Raw genomic sequence first — 18779 nt, forward strand, 5'->3', positions numbered from 1 at the left:
CTACGTTTCCTGTGGCAAGCGGGGCAAGCCCGCTCGCCACACTGCGTCAATCCAATGCCAGTTCCACCCCCCCACCGTTCAACCGCACCGGCCACACCCGCAGGCGCTGGTCCGGCGCCTCCAGGCATTGCCCATCTTCCAAGCGGTAATGCTGCTTATAGATCGGCGCCGCCACCACCAGGTCGCCCTTGATACTGCCGATCAAGCCACGTCCGATAACATTGGCACCGGATTCCGGGTCATGGTTGTCAATCGCGTACAAGGTCTGGTCCTGCGCGCCCGGCAGGTAGAACAGCGCCACTTGCGCGCCGTCCAACCACACCACCACGCCGGAATTGCTCACCAGGTCGGACTCGCTGCACACACGTTTCCAGGTGGCCAGGTTGCGTTGGGTATTGAGCTGACTCATCAGGCAATCTCCTCGGTGACGGGAATCAGGTTGAGTTCGGCCGCCATGATCGGCCGACGCTGACCGCGTTCCTGGACGAAGTGGATGTCCGGGTCGGGGCGTTTGTCGTTGACGAAGGTGCGGAAGCGCTTGAGTTTTTCCGGGTCTGCGAGGGCGTTGGCCCACTCGCATTCGTAACGGTCGACGACTTGTTGCATCTGCGCTTCCAGCTCGGCACCCAGGCCCAGGCTGTCGTGCAGGATCACATCCTTGAGGAAATCCAGGCCGCCTTCCAGGCTTTCGCGCCATACCGAGGTGCGTTGCAGCTTGTCGGCGGTGCGGATGTAAAACATCAGGAAACGGTCGATGTATTGGATCAGCGTGGCGTCGTCCAGGTCGGTGGCGAACAGTTCCGCATGACGCGGGCGCATGCCACCGTTGCCGGCGATGTAGAGGTTCCAGCCCTTCTCGGTCGCGATTACGCCGACGTCCTTGCTCTGAGCCTCCGCGCACTCGCGGGTACACCCGGACACCGCGAACTTGAGTTTGTGCGGCGAGCGCAGGCCCTTGTAGCGGTCTTCGATCTGCAGCGCCATTTTCACACTGTCCTGCACGCCGTAGCGGCACCAGGTGCTGCCCACGCAGGACTTCACCGTGCGCGTGGATTTGCCGTAGGCATGCCCGGTTTCAAACCCGGCGGCGATCAGTTCGCTCCAGATATCCGGCAGTTCGTGCAGTTGCGCCCCAAACAGGTCGATACGCTGGCCGCCGGTGATCTTGGTATAGAGCTCGTATTTCTTCGCCACTTCGCCGATCACAATGAGTTTATCCGCGGTGATCTCGCCGCCCGGAATACGCGGCACCACCGAGTAGGTGCCGTTCTTCTGCATGTTGGCCATGAACGTGTCGTTGGTATCCTGCAACGGCACCAGGGACGCATCCATGATCGGCTGGTTCCAGCACGAGGCCAGGATCGAACCCACCGCCGGTTTGCACACGTCGCAACCGGTATGGCCACGGCCGTGTTTGGCCAGCAGTTCGTCGAAGGTAATGATGCCTTCCACGCGCACCAGGGCGTACAACTCCTGCCGGGTATAGGCGAAATGTTCGCACAGGCTCTTGTCGACGCTGACCCCACGCGCAATCAGCTCATGCTCGAACACTTGCTTGAGCAACCCGGCGCAGCCACCGCAACCGGTGCAGGCTTTTGTCTGGGATTTGAGCAGGCCGAGGTCGCTGCAGCCGCTGTCGATGGCCGAGCAGATCGCGCCTTTGGTGACGTTATGGCAAGAGCACACGGTGGCCGATTCCGGCAACGCGCCAGGGCCCAGGGTCGGCGCGCCGGCGGCGGATGGCAGGATCAGGCTGGCCGGTTCGGATGGCAGTGCGATGCCGTTCTGCATGTATTGCAGCAGGGTGTCGTAGTAGCTGTTGTCGCCCACCAATACGGCGCCGATCACCTGCTTGCCCGAGGCATCCACCACCAGGCGTCGATAGCTGGCGCTGGCTTCGTCGATGAACTGATAGCTGCGGGCGCCGGGGGTGTGGGCATGGGCGTCGCCGATAGAACCCACGTCCACGCCGAGTAACTTGAGTTTGGTCGACATGTCGGCACCCACAAACGGCTCGGCGGTCTGCTTGCAGAGCAGCGCAGCGACGCCTCGGGCCATCTGGTAGCCCGGTGCGACCAGGCCGAACAGGCTGCCGTTCCAAGAGGCGCACTCACCAATTGCGTAGATGTTCGGGTCGCAACTCAGGCACTCATCATTGATTACCACGCCGGCGCGCGGGCCGATGTCCAGGCCCGCCTGCCGCGCCAACGCGTCCTGGGCGCGGATGCCCGCGGAGAACACGATCAGGTCGGTTTCGAGGAACTCGTCATTGGCAAAATTCATGCGGTAACGGTAGTGCTCGCCCGCACTGATGGATTGGGTGGCGCGCGACAAATGCACCCCCACGCCCAACCGCTCGATCTGCGCCTTAAGCGCCAGGCCGCCAAAGTCGTCGAGTTGCACCGGCATCAAGCGCGGCGCGAACTCCACCACATGGGCTTCAAGGCCCAGGCTTTTCAGCGCGTTGGCAGCTTCCAGGCCCAGCAGTCCTCCGCCCACCACCACGCCGCGCCGCGCATTGGCAGCGGCCTTGCGGATCGCGTCCAAGTCTTCAAGGGTGCGATACACCAGTCGTGAATCACCGTCGGCGCCGTCGATAGGTGGCACGAACGGATAGGAGCCGGTGGCCAGCACCAGCTTGTCATAGGCGACGCAGCCGTCAGCGGTAATCACCTCGCAGCGGGCGCGGTCAATCTCCAACACCGGCACGCCGAGATGCAGGGTTACACCCGGCGTCTGGTACAACGAGGCGTCGGACAAGGCCAACGACTCGGCGTCGCGCCCGCTGAAATATTCGGACAGATGCACCCGGTCATAGGCGCGCATCGGCTCCTCGCTGAACACATGCAAACGGTAGTGATCCAGTGCGCCGCGCTCGATCAATTGCGCCACACAGTGGTGGCCGACCATGCCATTGCCGACGACGATCAAGGTTTTGAGATTGTTCATATAAAGCACCCGACAAAGCTCATCACGGTTTAAAAAAGCAAAAAAAAACGCCTGAAACCTTGCGGTTCCAGGCGTCTTTGCCTGTTCTTATGCGGGTTCGGATCAGGCGACTGCGCCGGATTCTCCGCTATTGCCCCTGGTGTCGATCGTCGTTGACCGAAGTGGGTTGTGGGGGAGCTTGCAGGGTCTGTGCCAAGCCGTCGGATACCCCGCTGCAACGCCGCTGGCGTCGACAACCCACGCTAAAACACCGCCCGCGGCGCCTCCAACTGGTGCGCCCCGCTTCATAAATGTGCACACCCCATCCTCTGCCGAACCGTTTTCTGGGGTGCGCGGACTTGCCCCGCGCCTCGGTCTCAGGAGTGTTGCTGCGCAGCCCGGTGCGGGGCAGGCCCGCTCATCACGACAGGCCGCGTTCCTCAACAAACCGCGCCTTGGACAACCTGGCGCGTGACTTGCTAGGAACACCCCAACCGAGCAGTCAACGCTGACTGCCCTCTCACGACAAAGGCGCCGTGTAATCCCCGTTCTCAACGGAGGGTTGCAAGGCGCCTTTTTTGTTTACGCAGGTTTTAGATGGCCAATCAGAGCATACGCAGTGTGTGTCCCTATTGTGGCGTGGGCTGCGGCATCGTCATGCAGGTAGAAAACAATAACGTGGTCAAGGTGATCGGCGACACGGCCCACCCCACCAACTTCGGCCGGCTGTGCACCAAGGGCACCACCTGCGGGCAAGCCATCGCCGACTCCGGCCGCATGGAAAACGCATATGTCCGCCAGGCCCGGGAGCATGACCCGGTGCGCATCGGCATAGACAAAGCCATCAGCGAAACCGCGCGCCGCCTGCGCCACATCCTCGACACGCACGGGCCGCAGGCATTGGCATTCTATGTGTCAGGGCAGATGTCGCTGGAAGCCCAGTACCTGATCAACAAATTGGCCAAGGGCTTCGTACGCACCCACCACATCGAGTCCAACTCTCGGCTGTGCATGGCCAGCGCCGGCAGTGGCTACAAACTCTCCCTCGGCGCCGACGGCCCGCCAGGGTCCTATGAAGATTTCGATCGGGCCGACCTGTTCTTCGTGATCGGCGCAAACATGGCTGACTGTCACCCCATCCTGTTCCTGCGCATGATGGACCGGGTCAAGGCCGGGGCGAAGCTGATCGTAGTCGACCCACGGCGCAATGCCACGGCGGACAAGGCCAACCTGTTCCTGCCGATCAAACCCGGCACCGACCTTGCGCTGCTCAATGGCTTGCTGCATCTGCTGGTGAAAAACGGCCACACCGACCCTGCCTTTATCGCCGCCTTCACCGACGGCTGGGAGGCGATGCCCGCGTTCCTGGAGGACTATTCGCCAGAGCACGTCGCCGTGATCACCGGCCTGGCCGAAGCGGATATCCGCCAAGCCGCCGACTGGATCGGCCAGGCCGCGGAGTGGATGAGCTGCTGGACCATGGGCCTCAACCAGAGTACCCACGGCACCTGGAACACCAACGCCCTGTGCAACCTGCACCTGGCCACCGGCGCCATTTGCCGACCAGGCAGCGGGCCGTTTTCCCTCACCGGTCAACCCAACGCCATGGGCGGGCGCGAAATGGGCTACATGGGCCCTGGGTTACCGGGGCAACGTTCGGTGCTGGTCGAGGCCGACCGCGCCTTTATCGAGGACTTGTGGCAGATCCCCCCTGACAGCCTGCCGCGCCAGGCCGGGGCTGGCACCGTGGCGATGTTCGAACAGATGGCCGCCGGGCAGATCAAGGCCTGCTGGATCATCTGCACCAACCCGGTCGCCAGCGTGCCCAATCGGCAAACCGTCATCAAGGGCCTGCAAACCGCCGAGCTGGTGATCACCCAGGACGCCTTTCTCGACACCGAGACCAACCGTTACGCCGATATCCTGTTGCCCGGCGCGCTATGGGCCGAGGCCGAAGGGGTGATGATCAACTCCGAGCGCAACCTGACATTGATGCAAAAGGCCGTCGACGCCCCCGGCGAAACCTTGCCCGACTGGCAGATCATCGCCAGGGTCGCCAGTGAGATGGGTTTTGCCGAGGCCTTCACTTACGCCTCGGCGTCCGAGGTGTTTGAGGAAATCAAACGCGCCTGGAACCCCAAGACCGGCTACGACATTCGCGGCGCGAGCTACCCGCGCCTGCGTGAGAAGCCGCTGCAATGGCCCTGCGCATCGGACACTGCAGCGGACCGCAACCCGATCCGCTACGTGGACAAAGGCCCCGTCACCTTCGCCACCGACAACGGCAAAGCCCAGTTCCTCGCCCGACCCCATATGCCGCCGGCGGAACTGCCCGATGAGGCGTTCCCCTTTGTACTCAATACCGGCCGTGTGCAGCACCAATGGCACACCCTGACCAAGACCGGCAAGGTCGCCACCCTGAACAAACTCAACCCCGGCCCCTTCGTCGAATTGCACGCCGAAGACGCCGCCCGCCTGGGCATCAAAGACAAGGACCGGGTTGAAATACGTTCCCGCCGCGGCCACGCGGTGCTGCCCGCCGTGATCACCGACCGCGTGCAGCCAGGCAACTGCTTTGCGCCCTTCCATTGGAACGATGTGTTCGGCGACAACCTGGCGATCAACGCGGTGACCAACGACGCCGTCGACCCGATCTCCTTGCAACCGGAGTTCAAATGCTGCGCCGTCGCCCTGGCCCGCGTTGAGCTGATCGGCCTGCAGTCCCTCGACCGCCCTTCCCCCGTAGCTGAGGACACCGCCATGTCGCGCCTCGACGCCTTCGCCGAAATCGCCGGCATCCGCCACCTGTCTGCGCCGCCACTGAGCGACAGTGAGCGCACCTACCTCGCTGGCTTCCTCAGCGGCCTGCAAGCCAACGCCGCACGCCAGGCCGTCGGCATCCCGGCCATGCCCACGAATGCGCCATTGGCGGATGCCTCGCGGCTGTGGCTGAACGGCTTGCTCGGCGCACTGTTCAGCCCTACAGAATCCCTCGCAACCCCCTCCCCGGCCGTCACCTTGTTGTGGGCCTCGCAAACCGGCAACGCCGAGGCCTTGGCCGAACGTTTTGCCAAGCGCCTGCGCGACGCGGGTATCAGCGTGGAACTGAGCGCGATGTCGGACTTCCCGGCGAGCAAACTGGCGAGCACCCACACCCTGGCGCTGATCAGCAGCACCTTTGGCGACGGCGACCCACCGGACAATGGTGAAGGTTTCTGGCACAGCCTCAGCACCGCCGAGACGCGCCTGGAGTCGCTGCGCTTCGCGGTGCTGGCCCTGGGCGATCCGAATTACGACCAGTTCTGCAACCACGGCAAACAACTCGACCAACGCCTGCTGGAACTGGGCGCCACCCGCCTGCTGGAACGCGTCGACTGCGATACCGAATTTGAAGCGCTGGCCGATGCCTGGCTAGTGCGCTTCCAGCAAACCCTCGCCCCGGCAAAACCCGTCGCACTCGCCACACCCGCGGGTAAAACCAAGCTGTATGGTTCACGCCTGCTGCTTAACCGCCAGCTCAACCCGCTGAGCGCCCACAAGGAAACCCGCCAGTTCGCCCTGGACCTAGCCGACTCCGGGCTGACTTATGAAGCCGGTGATGCGCTGGGCGTACGGCCACGCAACTGCCCCGAACTGGTCAACGAACTGCTCGACCTCACCCGCTTGAAGGCCAGTACCTGCGTGAACCTCGACACGTTCGGCGACGTGCCCCTGCAACAGGCCCTCACTCAGCACTTCGAAATCGCCCGGCCCAGCAGCGACACCCTCGCCTTCATCGCCGAGCGCAGCGCCAACCCTGGCCTCAAGCACTTGCTCAACCCCGAACATAAGGCCGAACTGAATGACTGGCTGTGGGGCCGGCAACTGGCGGATGTGCTACAGGAATACCCCATCGAGTGTTCGGCGGATGAGCTGCTGGGCACGCTCAAACGCCTGCAACCGCGCCTGTATTCAATCGCATCAAGCGCCAAGGCCCACCCCCATGAAGTGCACCTCACCGTGGCTGCCGTGCGGTATGGCAAGCGTAAGGGTGTGTCCTCGACCTTCCTGGCCGACCGTGTCGGCGACGGCGAAGTGCCGCTGTTCGTGCAGCCCTCCAAACACTTCCGCACACCCACTGACGGCGACGTGCCGATGATCATGATTGGCCCCGGTACAGGAATCGCCCCATTCCGTGCGTTCTTGCAGGAGCGTCGCGCGCTGGGTCATCAGGGTCGCAACTGGTTGTTTTTCGGCGAACAGCACGCGGCCAGTGATTTCTACTACCAGGATGAACTGCAAGGCATGCAACGCGACGGCCTGCTCAGCCATTTGAGCCTGGCGTTTTCCCGCGACCAGGCGCAAAAGGTCTACGTGCAGGACCGCATCCGCGAACAGGGTGCCGAGCTGTGGCGCTGGTTGCAGGATGGCGCCAAGCTGTACATCTGCGGCGATGCCAGCCATATGGCGAAAGATGTCGACCAGGCCCTGCGCCACGTCGCGCAAACCCACGGCGGGCTTGGCGTTGAGGGTGCCGTGGATTACTGGCGTCAGCTGAGTGAGCAGAAGCGTTATTTGCGTGATGTGTACTGATTGGATACAGAACAATAAGCACTTTGTATTGTGTACAAAAAACCCTAAAGATTTACCGGCTACGGGCCGAAACAGCAGTGATAGCAAATCGCCGCAAACCTGATACAGGCGCGCGACGATTTGGCCGCCCTTCACGCTGATGGTCGTCTCGATGAAAATAAAAAATAAGCTGGTACTCGCCTTTGTCTCGGTTGCTTTCATTCCGGTAAGCCTGGTGGCCGTGATTTCAGTCATGAACGCACGAACCGAAGCGGTGGATCAGTTCATCGACGGCAGCACCCGGGAAATCCGCCAGATCGATGGCAACATCCGCCAATTCTTCGACGGCACGCTGCAGAACGTCGATCAGATGGCCACCGATTCTGTATACACCTCCGTCAACACACTGAAGAACTATCAGCCCGCGGACGCGGCCAGCCAGCCCATGCCCGCCGAAGCGCAAACGGTGATCGAGCGCTTCGCGCGCTATGGCGCCACACACCCAGCAGCAGCGATCCTGTCCATCGGCCTGGAAGACGGCACCTACGCCAAATGGCCGGATGACCCGCAACTGGCCAAGTACGACCCGCGCACCCGGCCCTGGTACAAAGCAGCCATGGCCAGCCCCGGCAAGACCGTGCGCACCCCCGCGTATTACTACGACAAAGACGACGTCGCCCTGGTGGGCACCGCGCGCGCCCTGCTGGAAAACGGCAAGGCCAAGGGCGTATTCGTGGTCAGCGTCTCGCTGAAAAACCTCACCGAACTGGTCAAGAGCATCAAGTTGGGCGAAAGCGGCTACGTGATGCTGGTCGAAGACGGCGTGGTGCTGGTGGACCCGCGCAACGCCGCGCACAATTTCAAGCCGCTCAAGGACCTGGGCGCGGCCTATGCACAGTTGGCCGAGACACCACAGGGCTCCACTGACGTGGTGATCGACGGCGTGCACTACATGGCCAACGTGTGGACGTCCCCCGGTCTGGGCTGGCGTTATATCGGGCTGATCGAACACCGTGAAGTCATGGCCGAAGCCACACGCATGACCTACCTCACCGCCCTTATTGTCGGTGTGCTGGTGCTGATCTTCGGACTGATCGCGGCGGCCTTCTCCAAGGTTATCGTCAAGCCTATCGGGCAGGTCAGCACCGGCTTGCAGTCCATTGCCCAGGGTGAAGGCGACTTGCGCCACGAACTGCAGGTCCAGGGCAAGGATGAAACCGCCGAACTCGCGGGCTGGTTCAACAAGTTTCTCGCGGCGATCCGTCAACTGATCCAACACATCGGCGCGGCCTCGGCCAATTTGCAGAACGCCTCCAAGGTCAACAGTGAGGTGGCGCACAATATGAATGAGGCGGCCGGACGCCAGCGTGAGGCGGTCGAGCTTGTATCCACTGCGTTCAACGAGATGGTCGCCACTGCCAACGAAGTCGCACGGTCCTGCAGCGGCGCGGCGGAATCCGCCGAGAACGGGCACCGTCGCGTGGCCGAGGGCAAGCAGCAGATCGAAGTCACCACCGATAACGTCAACCGCCTGGGGCGCCGCCTGACGGAATCATCCCAGGCCATGGTCGAACTGGAAGCCGGCAGCCGCAGCATCAACCAGATCCTCGGCACCATCCGTGCGATTGCCGAACAGACCAACCTGCTGGCGCTCAACGCGGCTATCGAGGCCGCCCGTGCCGGTGATCAGGGCCGTGGTTTTGCGGTGGTGGCCGACGAAGTACGCGCCCTGGCCAAACGCACCTCCGACTCCACCGGCGAAATCGAACAACTGCTCGGCACCCTGGAAAACAAGACCCAGGAAGTCACGCAAAAGATGGGCAGTTGCCTGGACCTGTCGCGGGCCAGTGTGTCGTCCATCGAAAGCGCGCGGGACAGCTTTGAAGGCATCCAGACGTCGGTCAACGAAATCCGCGACCAGAACCTGCAGATCTCCGCCGCCGCCGAGGAACAACACAGCGTGGCGGAAGAGATCAATCGGCACATCCAGCAGATCTACGACGAGGCCCGCCTGGTGGAAAGCCTGGCCAACTCGGCGCAGGACGATTCGGGGCGGTTGTCCAACCTCTCGGATGAGTTGAATGGGCTGGTGGGACGGTTCAAGTCGTAGGACCCGTGTGGTTTGGTTATACCAGCGAGCACCCGTAGCACTACGCTCGCTGTGAAACCATCCAGCTCAGAAAGGCCTGAAGTCGGGCTGAGAATTTTTCACCATCGGCACTCGGGTTGCGGGCTTCAAACAGGAAGAACGCCACCTGAATCATCATCGTCGGATGCCCCTGGACGAACAGCGCAACGTGCTCTTCGAGTGTCTGCGGCCACGTAGCCGCATCGGGCGAACGGAATACATGGGTCGCCCTGATCAGCTTGCGTGACGCCTCACGCTGCCAGCGAAGCCGCTCCAATTCGCTGTCGGCGCCTGCGATGCGTGTGAGGTAGTCGGTCAAAACCTTTTCGAAGTCACCGTTCATGGCCAAGGCAATTTCCACGGAAGGCCGAAACCGCTCAACGTGCAGCGCAAGGTCCTCACCCCATACACATCGGCAATGGTGCTTGAGCCAGAATCCCCAGCTGTTCAGGTTTTCGGCCGCCACTACTTCCCCACGGCTGCCAATATCGAAATCGACCTTGGTGACTTGCGAATGCCGCCGCTCCAGATCCCGCCGGATTACTTCCAACCGTTCGAGTACCTGTGAAGTCGGCGACTCGCGCAGCACCAGCGTGAGATCAAGATCGGAAACACCAGGGACGGCATCACCGCGCGCCACACTGCCATAGAGGTAGATGCCCTGCACTCCCAGCTCTTCGTGCGAGAGCGTGGTGCAGGCATCTTCAAGCAATGACTGAAACTCGCTCTGCACGGGCGTTTCTGGGATTGTGAGGACAAAACCTTCGGCGTCGACGCCGTTAAAATGCGTTGCACTCACGAACGAAGCACCTCAATCCCCCCCTCCTCCCACGCGAACGTTGATTGGCCCGAGGCGATCTTGCCGCACAATAGCTGCAGGGTTGGCATGGTTGTAGGCTCCCTCACTGAACTGAACGTCGCTTGAAATGCTCATAAAACGCCCACGCTGCCACATTCTTGTCCTTGGACTCCAGCATGATGTCGAAGCGATCGAAAAACTGCAGCGCGTAGTCGTTGGTCCAGCGGTTCCACATTTGCGCGCTGTGGGCGTATAGGTCGCGCTTGGCGACCACCTTCAACAGCGCATCCATTTCCAGTTTGTGCTCGGCGTCGAAACCGAGCGCCTGCAAGACTTCCTGGGGCTGAGAGTAATGCATGGTAGGGCGCACGCCGCGCCAGCTTTCAATCACGCGGGCGACCCGTTCCGAGTGCGGGTCGATGTACTCGTTTTCATTGATCCAGCAATGATGGATATCCAGCACCACCGGCGCCAGGTCGGCAACTTGCAGGCAATGGTCGAGGCCATAGGTTTTTTCGTCGTTCTCGAAGGTGATGCAGTTGCGCGCCACTTCCGACAGCCGCGCCCACACCGCGCGGGTGCCTTCCACACCCAGGCGACCGGCGATATGCACGTTGCATTTGAGGTCCTGGAAGCGCCGGCCGTAGCCCATCATGCGGATCATGTCGGCGTGGTATTCAAACTCGGCCAGGCTGTTTTCCACCACACCGGGGTTCTCCGAACCGAGCACGCAGTACTGGCCGGGGTGGAACGACAGGCGGATATCCGACGCACGCGCCAGCTCGCCAATGGCCGCGAAGCCTTCCTCCAATTGACGCTCGATGGCCGGGTCTGTGTACACGGCGGCGACTTTTGGGTGGCTGTAAAACGGCAGCAAATCGCTGCTCAGGCGCAGCATGCGCAAGGTCGGCGGCAGTTCGGCGACATAGGCCAGCAAGCGCAATTGGGCGGCCAGGTTGTGAGTGACCACTTCCACCAGCTTGTCGCGGGCCACTTGCGGCGTGACGCTGTCCATCCAGCGCAACGTGGTGGTGCGCGGATTGAAGGGGCCCTCGATCAACTTCAGGGCACTGGCGGACAGCAGGCGCTCGGGATGTCGGTACTGGCACGCAAAGCCGATGCGGGGGTGGGTCATGGAGTCGCCTGGCGAAAGCAAAGAATGGAATGATACGGCGTTAGGCCGGCGCCGCCCTAGAGGGTTCCCACTATTTCGAAACGTTTCACGCTGAACTTTCTCACACACGCTGCGTTCACTTCTTATGCGCTGCCCCGTCCAGGGGCGTTGTACAACAAGGAGCCGCCCCCCTATGACTACCCTTCCCGCCTACCGATACGCACCCGGGCCGCTGCATGCGACCTTGCTCGCCGGCACCGTGCCGTTGTTTCTCGGTGCCTTGCTCAGCGACATTGCTTACACCCAGACCTACCAGATTCAATGGGCCAACTTTTCGGCCTGGCTGATTGCCGGTGCACTGGTATTCGCAGGCTTTGCGTTTTTGTTTGCGCTGGTCAACCTGCTCCGTGCCGAACGCAAGGCCGGGCAACCCACACGATATGTCCTGTTGCTGCTGGCCACCTGGATACTCGGCCTGGTCAATGCCTTTCAACACGCCAAGGACGCCTACGCTTCGATGCCCGGCGGCCTGATCCTGTCGGCCATTGTCTTGCTGCTGGCGTTGGCGGCCACCTGGACCGGCCTGCGCTCGGGAGGTGTTAAATGAAAACGTCCAGCACCCTGACCCTATTAAGCGCTGCGCTGCTGCTGACCGCATGTGGTGGTGAAGGCGACAAGACCCAGGCTCGCGGCCCCGACCCCAAGTTGCCGGAACAGCAAAGCAGCCTGCTACCCAGCATGAAGATTGCCGAGCCCGCCCCCTGGGGCGAGCAGAAACCCAAGGTGCCGCAAGGCTACAGCGTCACCGCCATCGCCACTGACCTGGCCATCCCGCGCCAGACCCTGGTGCTGCCCAACGGCGACATCCTCGTTGCCGAAGGCCGTGGCGGCAGCGCGGCCAAGCTCAAGCCCAAGGATGTGATCGCCAGCCTGATCAAGGCCGAAGGCAACACCAAGGTCAAGAGCGGCAACCGCCTGACGTTGCTGCGTGACGCCGATGGTGACGGCACGTATGAACTCAAGACCGTGTTCGCCGAAAACCTCAACGCGCCATACGGCCTGGCATTTGCCAACGGCAAGCTCTACGTGGCCAACCAGGATGCACTGGTGAGTTTCGACTACGCCGACGGCCAGACCAAGGCCGCTGGCCCACCCACCAAGGTCACCGACCTGCCGGCGCAGATCAACCACCACTGGACCAAGTCCCTGGCGGTGAGTGCTGACGGCAGCCAGCTCTACGTGGGTATCGGCTCCAACAGCAACATCACCGAACGTGGCATGGAAGTGGAGATCGATCGCGCGATGGTCTGGCAGATCGACGCCGCGACCGGCGCGCACAAGCCTTATGCAACGGGCCTGCGCAACCCGACAGCGCTGACCCTGCAGCCTGGCACCGGCCAACTGTGGACCGTTGTGAACGAACGCGACGAACTGGGCCCCGACCTGGTGCCGGACTACCTGACCTCCGTGCGTGAAGGCGCGTTCTACGGCTGGCCGTACAGCTACTGGGGCCAGAATGTCGACCCGCGCGCCCAGCCACAGAACCCGGCCAAGGTTGCCGCCGCGATCAAGCCGGATTACAGCCTGGGCTCCCACGTGGCAGCCCTTGGCGTGGACTTCTCTATCCCGGAAATGGGCGAGCAGTTCGCAGACGGCGTATTCGTCGGTGAACACGGCAGTTGGAACCGCGACAACCCGGTGGGCTACAAAGTGATCTTTGTGCCGTTCAGCAACGGCAAACCGTCCGGCGAGCCGATCGACTTCGCCACCGGCTTTCGCGGCGACGACGGCAAGACCCGTGGGCGCCCGGTCGGCGTGACGGTGGATCCAAAAGGTGCGCTGATCATCGCCGATGACTTGGCCAATACCATTTGGCGGGTGACACGTAACCGCTAAGCAAACCGTTTGACATGGTTGCCTGAAGCAACAATATAATTGCTTCAGGCAACTATTCGAGCATTTCAGCATGTCCACTTCCTTGCTTGTCGAACGCGCCGGCATCGTGCGCAGTTTCAATCGCTTCTACACCCACCAGATCGGCGTACTGCAGGAACACCTGCTGCAAAGCGACTATTCGCTCACCGAAATCCGCGTGATGTACGAATTGTCTACCCGCGGCGATCTCACCAGCGCGGACCTGTGTCAGATGCTCAGCCTCGACGCGGGCTACTTGAGCCGATTGACCAGTGGCTTCGAAAAGAAGGGCCTGATCCAGAAAGTCCGCTCCGCTACCGATGCACGGGCGGTGCAACTGCATCTCACCGACCACGGCCGTGCGGTGCTGAAGCCCCTGGAACAGCAGACCCAGAACGAAGTCATCACCCTGCTCGAGAACTTGCCTGAACCACAACAGCGGCAACTCACCGACGCCATGAAACGCATCCAGGCCCTGCTGCAAGGCACGGCGCCCAACTACCTGCTGCGCGATCCTCAACCCGGCGACATGGGCGTGGTGGTGCAGCAACAAACCGCGTTGTATGCCCGTGAATACGGTTGGAACTGGGAGTTCGAAGCGCTGGTGGCGGAAACTGTCGCCAAATACCTGAGGGCGTTTGATCCCACCTGCGAGCGTTGCTGGATCGCGGAAAAAGACGCTGAAGTGGTGGGTTCGGTGTTCGTGATCCGCCACGACGACACCACGGCCAAGCTGCGCATGCTTTACGTGGATGCCAGCGCGCGGGGCATGGGTATCGGCCAACGGCTGGTGGATGAGTGCGTACGCTTTGCCCGGCAGGTCGGCTACCAGCGCATGCAGCTGTGGACGGTGGACGTCCTCAGCGATGCGCGCAAGCTCTATCAGAAAGCCGGGTTCGAATTGGTCGAGGAAGAAACGATGGACAGCTTCGGCAAATCCCTGGTCAGCCAGACCTGGGCCCGTGCGTTGTGAAAGAGGCCCGCGCCGTTGCGGCGCGGGACATCGGACCTTACAGGTCAGTGATTTCCTTGTGACGCGGCACCAGTGTCTTCATCACACTCCAGGCCACCAAGTAGGCCAGCGCGCAGATGGCGAACATGATCATGTAGCCGGTGTGGATGTCACCGACCGACTTGTAGTAGTCGAACACCCAACCGCCGATCTTGGTCATTACCACGCCGCCCAGGCCGCCGGCCATGCCGCCGATACCGACCACCGAGGCCACGGTTTTCTGCGGGAACATGTCCGACACGGTGGTGAAGATGTTGCATGACCACGCCTGGTGCGCCGAGGCGCCCACGCCGATCAGCAATACCGGCACCCAGAAGCTGATGTAGCCCAACGGCTGTGCCAGCAACACCACCAGCGGGAACAGCGCGATCACCAGCATGGCTTTCATGCGGCCATCGTAGGGTGCATCACCGCGCGCCATGAAGTAGCTGGGGAACCAGCCGCCGCCGATGCTGCCGACCATCGTCATGCTGTACAGCACCGCCAGCGGCATGACGATATCGGCGCCTTTCATGCCGTATTGCGCCGACAGGTAGGTGGGCAGCCAGAACAGGAAAAACCACCACACGCCGTCCGTCATGAACTTGCCGAAGGCAAACGCCCAGGTCTGACGGTAGGTGAGCAACTTGAACCAGGAGACTTTCTTTTCCGGGGCGCCGGCCGGCGTTGGGGTGAAGGGCTGCACGGTCTGATCACTGCGGATATACGCCAGTTCTTCGGGCGACAGGCGTTTCTGCTCCTCCGGCTTCTGGTAAAGCGCGATCCACACCACAACCCACACGAAGCCCAGGCCGCCGATCACGATAAACGCCGCTTCCCACCCCCACAGACCGGCAATCAACGGCACGCAGATCGGCGCCAGGATTGCGCCGACGTTGGCACCGGAGTTGAAGATACCCGTGGCCAGCGAGCGTTCCTTTTTGGGGAAATACTCAGCAGTCGCCTTGATCGCAATCGGGAAGTTGCCCGCTTCGCCAATCGCCAGTACCGCACGGGACAACATGAAACCGGCAATCGACACCGGGATCACCGCCAGGCCAATCGCACCACTGATGGCCGCAATGCCCTCGCCCATGGGCACCGAGAACGCATGCATGATGGCGCCCGTGGACCAGATGGCGATTGCCACCACATAAGCCGCCTTGGTGCCGATCTTGTCGACAAAGCGCCCGGCAAACAGCATGGAGATCGCGTAGACGAACTGGAACACAGCCGCAATGTTCGCGTAGTCAGTGTTGCTCCAGCCAAATTGCGTCGACAACTGAGGCGCCAGCAAGCTGAGCACCTGGCGATCGAGGTAGTTGACGGTGGTCGCGAAAAACAGCATCGCGCAGATGGTCCAGCGATAGTTGCCTACAGCTTGGCCAACGCGGTGCGCGTTGATGGGCTCGTTCAAGTTCATGGCATCACTTTTTATTTTTGTTAGATAGGACATATGTAACGTCATATGTCGTCGTACAACTGTGGCTTTTATATCGGGACGCCTGAACGCTGTCAATCTGAAAGATTGCCGCTTAACCCCGTATTGCGTGGGTATTTGAAATATCAGGAAAAATCAGTTGTAGGATGACAAATCCGAAAAACCAGGCTTGGTGCCTTCCCCGGCACATCATCGAGCACGCCGAAAGGCTGCATGCCGATCTTTTCCAGTACGCGGATTGATGCCCCATGGTCCGGTCGCACCAGGCCGAACACCTCGCCCAGGCCGAGCGTCTGGAATGCCAGCGCCAAGGCATCACGGCCCAACTCGGTGGCGTAGCCCTGCCCCCAGGCTTGCGCCGCAAAACGGTACCCCAGGTTGATACGCCGTTCGGCCAGGTAGTCGAGCGGCGCGATTCCACCAAAGCCTATGATGTGATGCGGCGTTTCAGTGCGTGCAATCGCCCACCAGCCGTAGCCCTGGGTGGCCCATTGTTCAAGCCATTTATCCAGCAAGCGTTGCGCCCCCTCAAGACTGGCGATGGGGCCAGAGGGGTTGAACACATTGGTCTGCGGATCGCCGTAGATCGCGAACAATCGCTGCACGTCGCACGCTTGGGGTGGGCGGTAGATCAGGCGTGACGCGACGGCCGACATACGGATTACTCCCCTGTGAATCTGTAAAGTTCAAGCTTTCTGCAAAAAAACGCAAATAGAGCTGAATTATTTCATGTCCGCTTGTATCTGAACTGACAGAGCGGTGCCATCGCAACGATGGCACCTCCCCTGTTCTGCTTTAGAGTGCTCCGCATGAAATTACGTAAGAAAAGCGTCAAGCCCATCGGATTGAAAGACATCACCATCGTCGACGACACCAAGGTGCGCAAGGCAATCACCGCCGCAGCCTTGGGTAACGCCATGGAATGGTTCGACTTTGGCGTCTACGGTTTTGTCGCCTATGTGCTGGGCAAGGTGTTCTTCCCGGACGCCTCACCCAGCGTACAAATGATCGCCGCACTCGGCACCTTCTCCGTGCCGTTCCTGATCCGCCCACTGGGTGGCCTGTTCTTCGGCGCACTGGGCGATAAGTACGGGCGGCAGAAGGTCCTTGCCGCGACCATCGTGATCATGTCCCTGAGCACCTTCGCCATCGGCCTGATCCCCTCCTACGCCTCTATTGGTATCTGGGCGCCGATTTTGCTGTTGCTGTGCAAAATGGCCCAGGGTTTCTCGGTAGGGGGTGAATACACCGGCGCGTCAATCTTCGTCGCCGAGTATGCCCCGGACCGCAAGCGCGGCTTTCTCGGCAGTTGGCTCGACTTCGGCTCCATCGCCGGTTTCGTGCTGGGCGCGGGCGTGGTGGTGCTGATTTCCAGCATCCTGGGCGAAGCCGACTTCGAGTCGTGGGGCTGGCGCCTGCCGTTCTTCCTTGCCCTGCCCCTGGGCATCATCGGCCTGTACCTGCGTCATGCACTGGAGGAAACCCCAGCCTTCCAGCAACACATGGACAAAATGGAGCAAGGCGACCGCGAAGGCCTGACACACGGCCCCAAAGTCTCGTTCAAGGAAGTCGCGACCAAGCACTGGCGTAGCCTGTTGACCTGCATCGGGATTGTTGCGGCGACCAACGTGACCTACTACATGTTGCTCACCTACATGCCGAGCTACCTGTCGCACAACCTGCACTACAAAGAAAACAGCGGCGTGCTGATCATCATCGCGATCATGGTCGGCATGCTGTTCGTGCAGCCTTTCATTGGTTTTATCAGCGACAAGATCGGCCGCAAGCCCTTCATCATTGCCGGCAGTATCGGCCTGTTGTTCCTGTCCATCCCTGCGTTCATGCTGATCACCAGCGGCAAGATCGGCCTGATCTTCGCCGGTTTGCTGATTCTCGCCGTGATCCTCAACTTCTTCATCGGCGTGATGGCTTCGACGTTGCCGGCAATGTTCCCCACCCACCTGCGCTATAGTGCGCTGGCCAGTGCGTTCAACGTGTCGGTACTGATCGCCGGCCTCACCCCGACCGCCGTGGCCTGGCTGGTGGAAAGCACCAACGACCTGTACATGCCCGCCTACTACCTGATGGTGTTTGCCGTGGTCGGCCTGATCACCGGCCTGACCATGAAGGAAACCGCCAACAAGCCGCTGCGTGGCGCCGCACCGGCGGCTTCGGACATGGAAGAAGCCAAGGAATTGCTGCAGGAACATCACGACAACATCGAGCAGAAGATCGAAGACATCGATGCCGAGATTGCCGAGTTGGAAGCCAAGCGCAAGAACCTTGTAGAGCAGCATCCGCGCATCAATTAAAACCTGAACATACAGGGTGGCCCTGGCCACCCTGCCATTGGAGTGTCACCCATGGTTCCAAGCGTCACCGCTTCGCAGTCCTTACTCAGCGCAAACGAACGCGCCGCTATCGCCGAAATAGAAGCCACCACCAGCATCCTGCAATTGGTCACCCGCCTGACCGGGATGCGCTTCGCCGGCATCGCCAAATTCACCGACCTGGAATGGGTGGTGTGTTCAGTCCATGACACCATCGACTTGGGCATCCATGTCGACGACGTGCTCGCCCTGGAAACCACCCTGTGCAGCGAGTTCTGCATCAACCCGCAAACCTTGTTCATCCCGCAGATCAGCCAGAACGGCCGCTACGCCGCCCGCCCGGTGGTCAAGCAATTCGCCATCGAGAGTTACGCCGGCGCCCCGATCTTTCTGCCCGATGGCCGCCTTTTTGGCGCGCTGTGTGCGCTCGATTCCAGGGCGATGCTGTTTGAAGACCCCAACCTGCCAGAAACCCTGAGCCTGTTTGCGCGACTGATCGGCTGCATATTCTTTGCTAATTTGACGTCCGATCATTGACCGGCCGTACTCACGGCTGAACTGCGAAGGGCGTTCATAGCCCACC

The 18779-nt window shown here is 61.3% G+C and carries 13 protein-coding genes and 1 pseudogene; 8 read left to right on the forward strand and 6 right to left on the reverse strand.

Translation table 11 applies throughout. The features are described 5' to 3' along the window. Window positions 1-46: 46 nt before the first annotated feature. Together nirD and nirB are read right to left on the reverse strand one after the other, a co-directional pair. Entirely contained in the window at window positions 47-409 is a 363-nt protein-coding gene (gene nirD / locus AB4N92_RS27390; protein WP_010210145.1) for a nitrite reductase small subunit NirD, read from the reverse strand. After that, entirely contained in the window at window positions 409-2949 is a 2541-nt protein-coding gene (gene nirB, locus AB4N92_RS27395; protein ID WP_460128793.1) for a nitrite reductase large subunit NirB, read from the reverse strand. Before nirB ends, nirD begins: the two co-directional genes overlap by 1 nt. 576 nt (window positions 2950-3525) lie before the next feature. On the opposite strand from nirB, the gene AB4N92_RS27400 reads away from it, so the two are divergent. The 3 genes and pseudogenes from AB4N92_RS27400 (at window position 3526) to AB4N92_RS27410 (ending at window position 9589) form a co-directional block, all read left to right on the forward strand. Beyond that, the gene (locus AB4N92_RS27400; protein WP_236267060.1) at window positions 3526-7500 is read left to right on the forward strand and encodes a bifunctional nitrate reductase/sulfite reductase flavoprotein subunit alpha; all 3975 of its coding nucleotides are present in this window, start codon (window positions 3526-3528) and stop codon (window positions 7498-7500) included. A 349-nt stretch (window positions 7501-7849) separates the two neighbouring features. After that, a pseudogene (locus AB4N92_RS27405) lies at window positions 7850-8686 on the forward strand (cache domain-containing protein); the annotation flags it as partial. A 198-nt stretch (window positions 8687-8884) separates the two neighbouring features. Further along, a complete protein-coding gene (locus tag AB4N92_RS27410; RefSeq protein WP_422393862.1) occupies window positions 8885-9589 on the forward strand; it encodes a methyl-accepting chemotaxis protein in 705 nt (234 codons plus the stop codon). 40 nt (window positions 9590-9629) lie between these two features. On the opposite strand, the gene AB4N92_RS27415 is transcribed toward AB4N92_RS27410, so the two are convergent. Both AB4N92_RS27415 and AB4N92_RS27420 read right to left on the reverse strand, forming a co-directional pair. Further along, window positions 9630-10406 carry a nucleotidyltransferase domain-containing protein gene (locus AB4N92_RS27415; RefSeq protein ID WP_236267059.1) on the reverse strand — a complete coding sequence of 259 codons (777 nt, stop codon included), beginning with the start codon at window positions 10404-10406 and terminating at the stop codon, window positions 9630-9632. A 103-nt stretch (window positions 10407-10509) separates the two neighbouring features. Continuing rightward, window positions 10510-11541 (reverse strand): UV damage endonuclease UvsE, encoded by a 1032-nt coding sequence (locus AB4N92_RS27420; RefSeq protein WP_042572270.1) that lies wholly within the window; start codon window positions 11539-11541, stop codon window positions 10510-10512. 172 nt (window positions 11542-11713) lie between these two features. Between AB4N92_RS27420 and AB4N92_RS27425 the strand changes: the two genes are divergently transcribed. The 3 genes from AB4N92_RS27425 to AB4N92_RS27435 all read left to right on the forward strand — a co-directional run bounded on the left by AB4N92_RS27425 (window position 11714) and on the right by AB4N92_RS27435 (window position 14407). Further along, window positions 11714-12127: a DUF2231 domain-containing protein gene (locus tag AB4N92_RS27425; RefSeq protein ID WP_236267058.1), complete on the forward strand. Its 414-nt coding sequence runs from the start codon at window positions 11714-11716 to the stop codon at window positions 12125-12127. Further along, complete coding sequence (locus AB4N92_RS27430; protein ID WP_021493002.1) at window positions 12124-13416, forward strand: PQQ-dependent sugar dehydrogenase; 1293 nt, start codon at window positions 12124-12126, stop codon at window positions 13414-13416. Before AB4N92_RS27425 ends, AB4N92_RS27430 begins: the two co-directional genes overlap by 4 nt. A 70-nt stretch (window positions 13417-13486) precedes the next feature. Continuing rightward, entirely contained in the window at window positions 13487-14407 is a 921-nt protein-coding gene (locus AB4N92_RS27435; protein WP_236267057.1) for a bifunctional helix-turn-helix transcriptional regulator/GNAT family N-acetyltransferase, read from the forward strand. Window positions 14408-14444: 37 nt separating this feature from the next. Here the strand turns inward: AB4N92_RS27435 and AB4N92_RS27440 are convergent, their stop codons facing one another. Next, complete coding sequence (locus tag AB4N92_RS27440; protein WP_236267056.1) at window positions 14445-15848, reverse strand: MFS transporter; 1404 nt, start codon at window positions 15846-15848, stop codon at window positions 14445-14447. A 143-nt stretch (window positions 15849-15991) separates the two neighbouring features. Next, window positions 15992-16522, reverse strand: coding sequence for a GNAT family N-acetyltransferase (locus tag AB4N92_RS27445; protein WP_069672992.1), 531 nt, complete (start codon window positions 16520-16522; stop codon window positions 15992-15994). Window positions 16523-16675: 153 nt separating this feature from the next. Between AB4N92_RS27445 and proP the strand changes: the two genes are divergently transcribed. Both proP and AB4N92_RS27455 read left to right on the forward strand, forming a co-directional pair. After that, the gene (proP, locus tag AB4N92_RS27450; protein WP_010210130.1) at window positions 16676-18178 is read left to right on the forward strand and encodes a glycine betaine/L-proline transporter ProP; all 1503 of its coding nucleotides are present in this window, start codon (window positions 16676-16678) and stop codon (window positions 18176-18178) included. Between the two features lie 51 nt (window positions 18179-18229). Next, window positions 18230-18733 (forward strand): GAF domain-containing protein, encoded by a 504-nt coding sequence (locus AB4N92_RS27455; RefSeq protein ID WP_010210129.1) that lies wholly within the window; start codon window positions 18230-18232, stop codon window positions 18731-18733. Window positions 18734-18779: the final 46 nt, after the last annotated feature.

The organism is Pseudomonas sp. S3_A09, from assembly GCF_054668065.1.

Bases quoted from the DNA above. Each gene is read 5' to 3' on its own strand.
- nirD (WP_010210145.1), bottom strand. From the start codon at position 409: ATGAGTCAGCTCAATACCCAACGCAACCTGGCCACCTGGAAACGTGTG.
- nirB (WP_460128793.1), bottom strand. From the start codon at position 2,949: ATGAACAATCTCAAAACCTTGATCGTCGTCGGCAATGGCATGGTCGGC.
- AB4N92_RS27400 (WP_236267060.1), top strand. From the start codon at position 3,526: ATGGCCAATCAGAGCATACGCAGTGTGTGTCCCTATTGTGGCGTGGGC.
- AB4N92_RS27410 (WP_422393862.1), top strand. From the start codon at position 8,885: ATGGTCGCCACTGCCAACGAAGTCGCACGGTCCTGCAGCGGCGCGGCG.
- AB4N92_RS27420 (WP_042572270.1), bottom strand. From the start codon at position 11,541: ATGACCCACCCCCGCATCGGCTTTGCGTGCCAGTACCGACATCCCGAG.
- AB4N92_RS27425 (WP_236267058.1), top strand. From the start codon at position 11,714: ATGACTACCCTTCCCGCCTACCGATACGCACCCGGGCCGCTGCATGCG.
- AB4N92_RS27430 (WP_021493002.1), top strand. From the start codon at position 12,124: ATGAAAACGTCCAGCACCCTGACCCTATTAAGCGCTGCGCTGCTGCTG.
- AB4N92_RS27435 (WP_236267057.1), top strand. From the start codon at position 13,487: ATGTCCACTTCCTTGCTTGTCGAACGCGCCGGCATCGTGCGCAGTTTC.
- AB4N92_RS27440 (WP_236267056.1), bottom strand. From the start codon at position 15,848: ATGAACTTGAACGAGCCCATCAACGCGCACCGCGTTGGCCAAGCTGTA.
- AB4N92_RS27445 (WP_069672992.1), bottom strand. From the start codon at position 16,522: ATGTCGGCCGTCGCGTCACGCCTGATCTACCGCCCACCCCAAGCGTGC.
- proP (WP_010210130.1), top strand. From the start codon at position 16,676: ATGAAATTACGTAAGAAAAGCGTCAAGCCCATCGGATTGAAAGACATC.
- AB4N92_RS27455 (WP_010210129.1), top strand. From the start codon at position 18,230: ATGGTTCCAAGCGTCACCGCTTCGCAGTCCTTACTCAGCGCAAACGAA.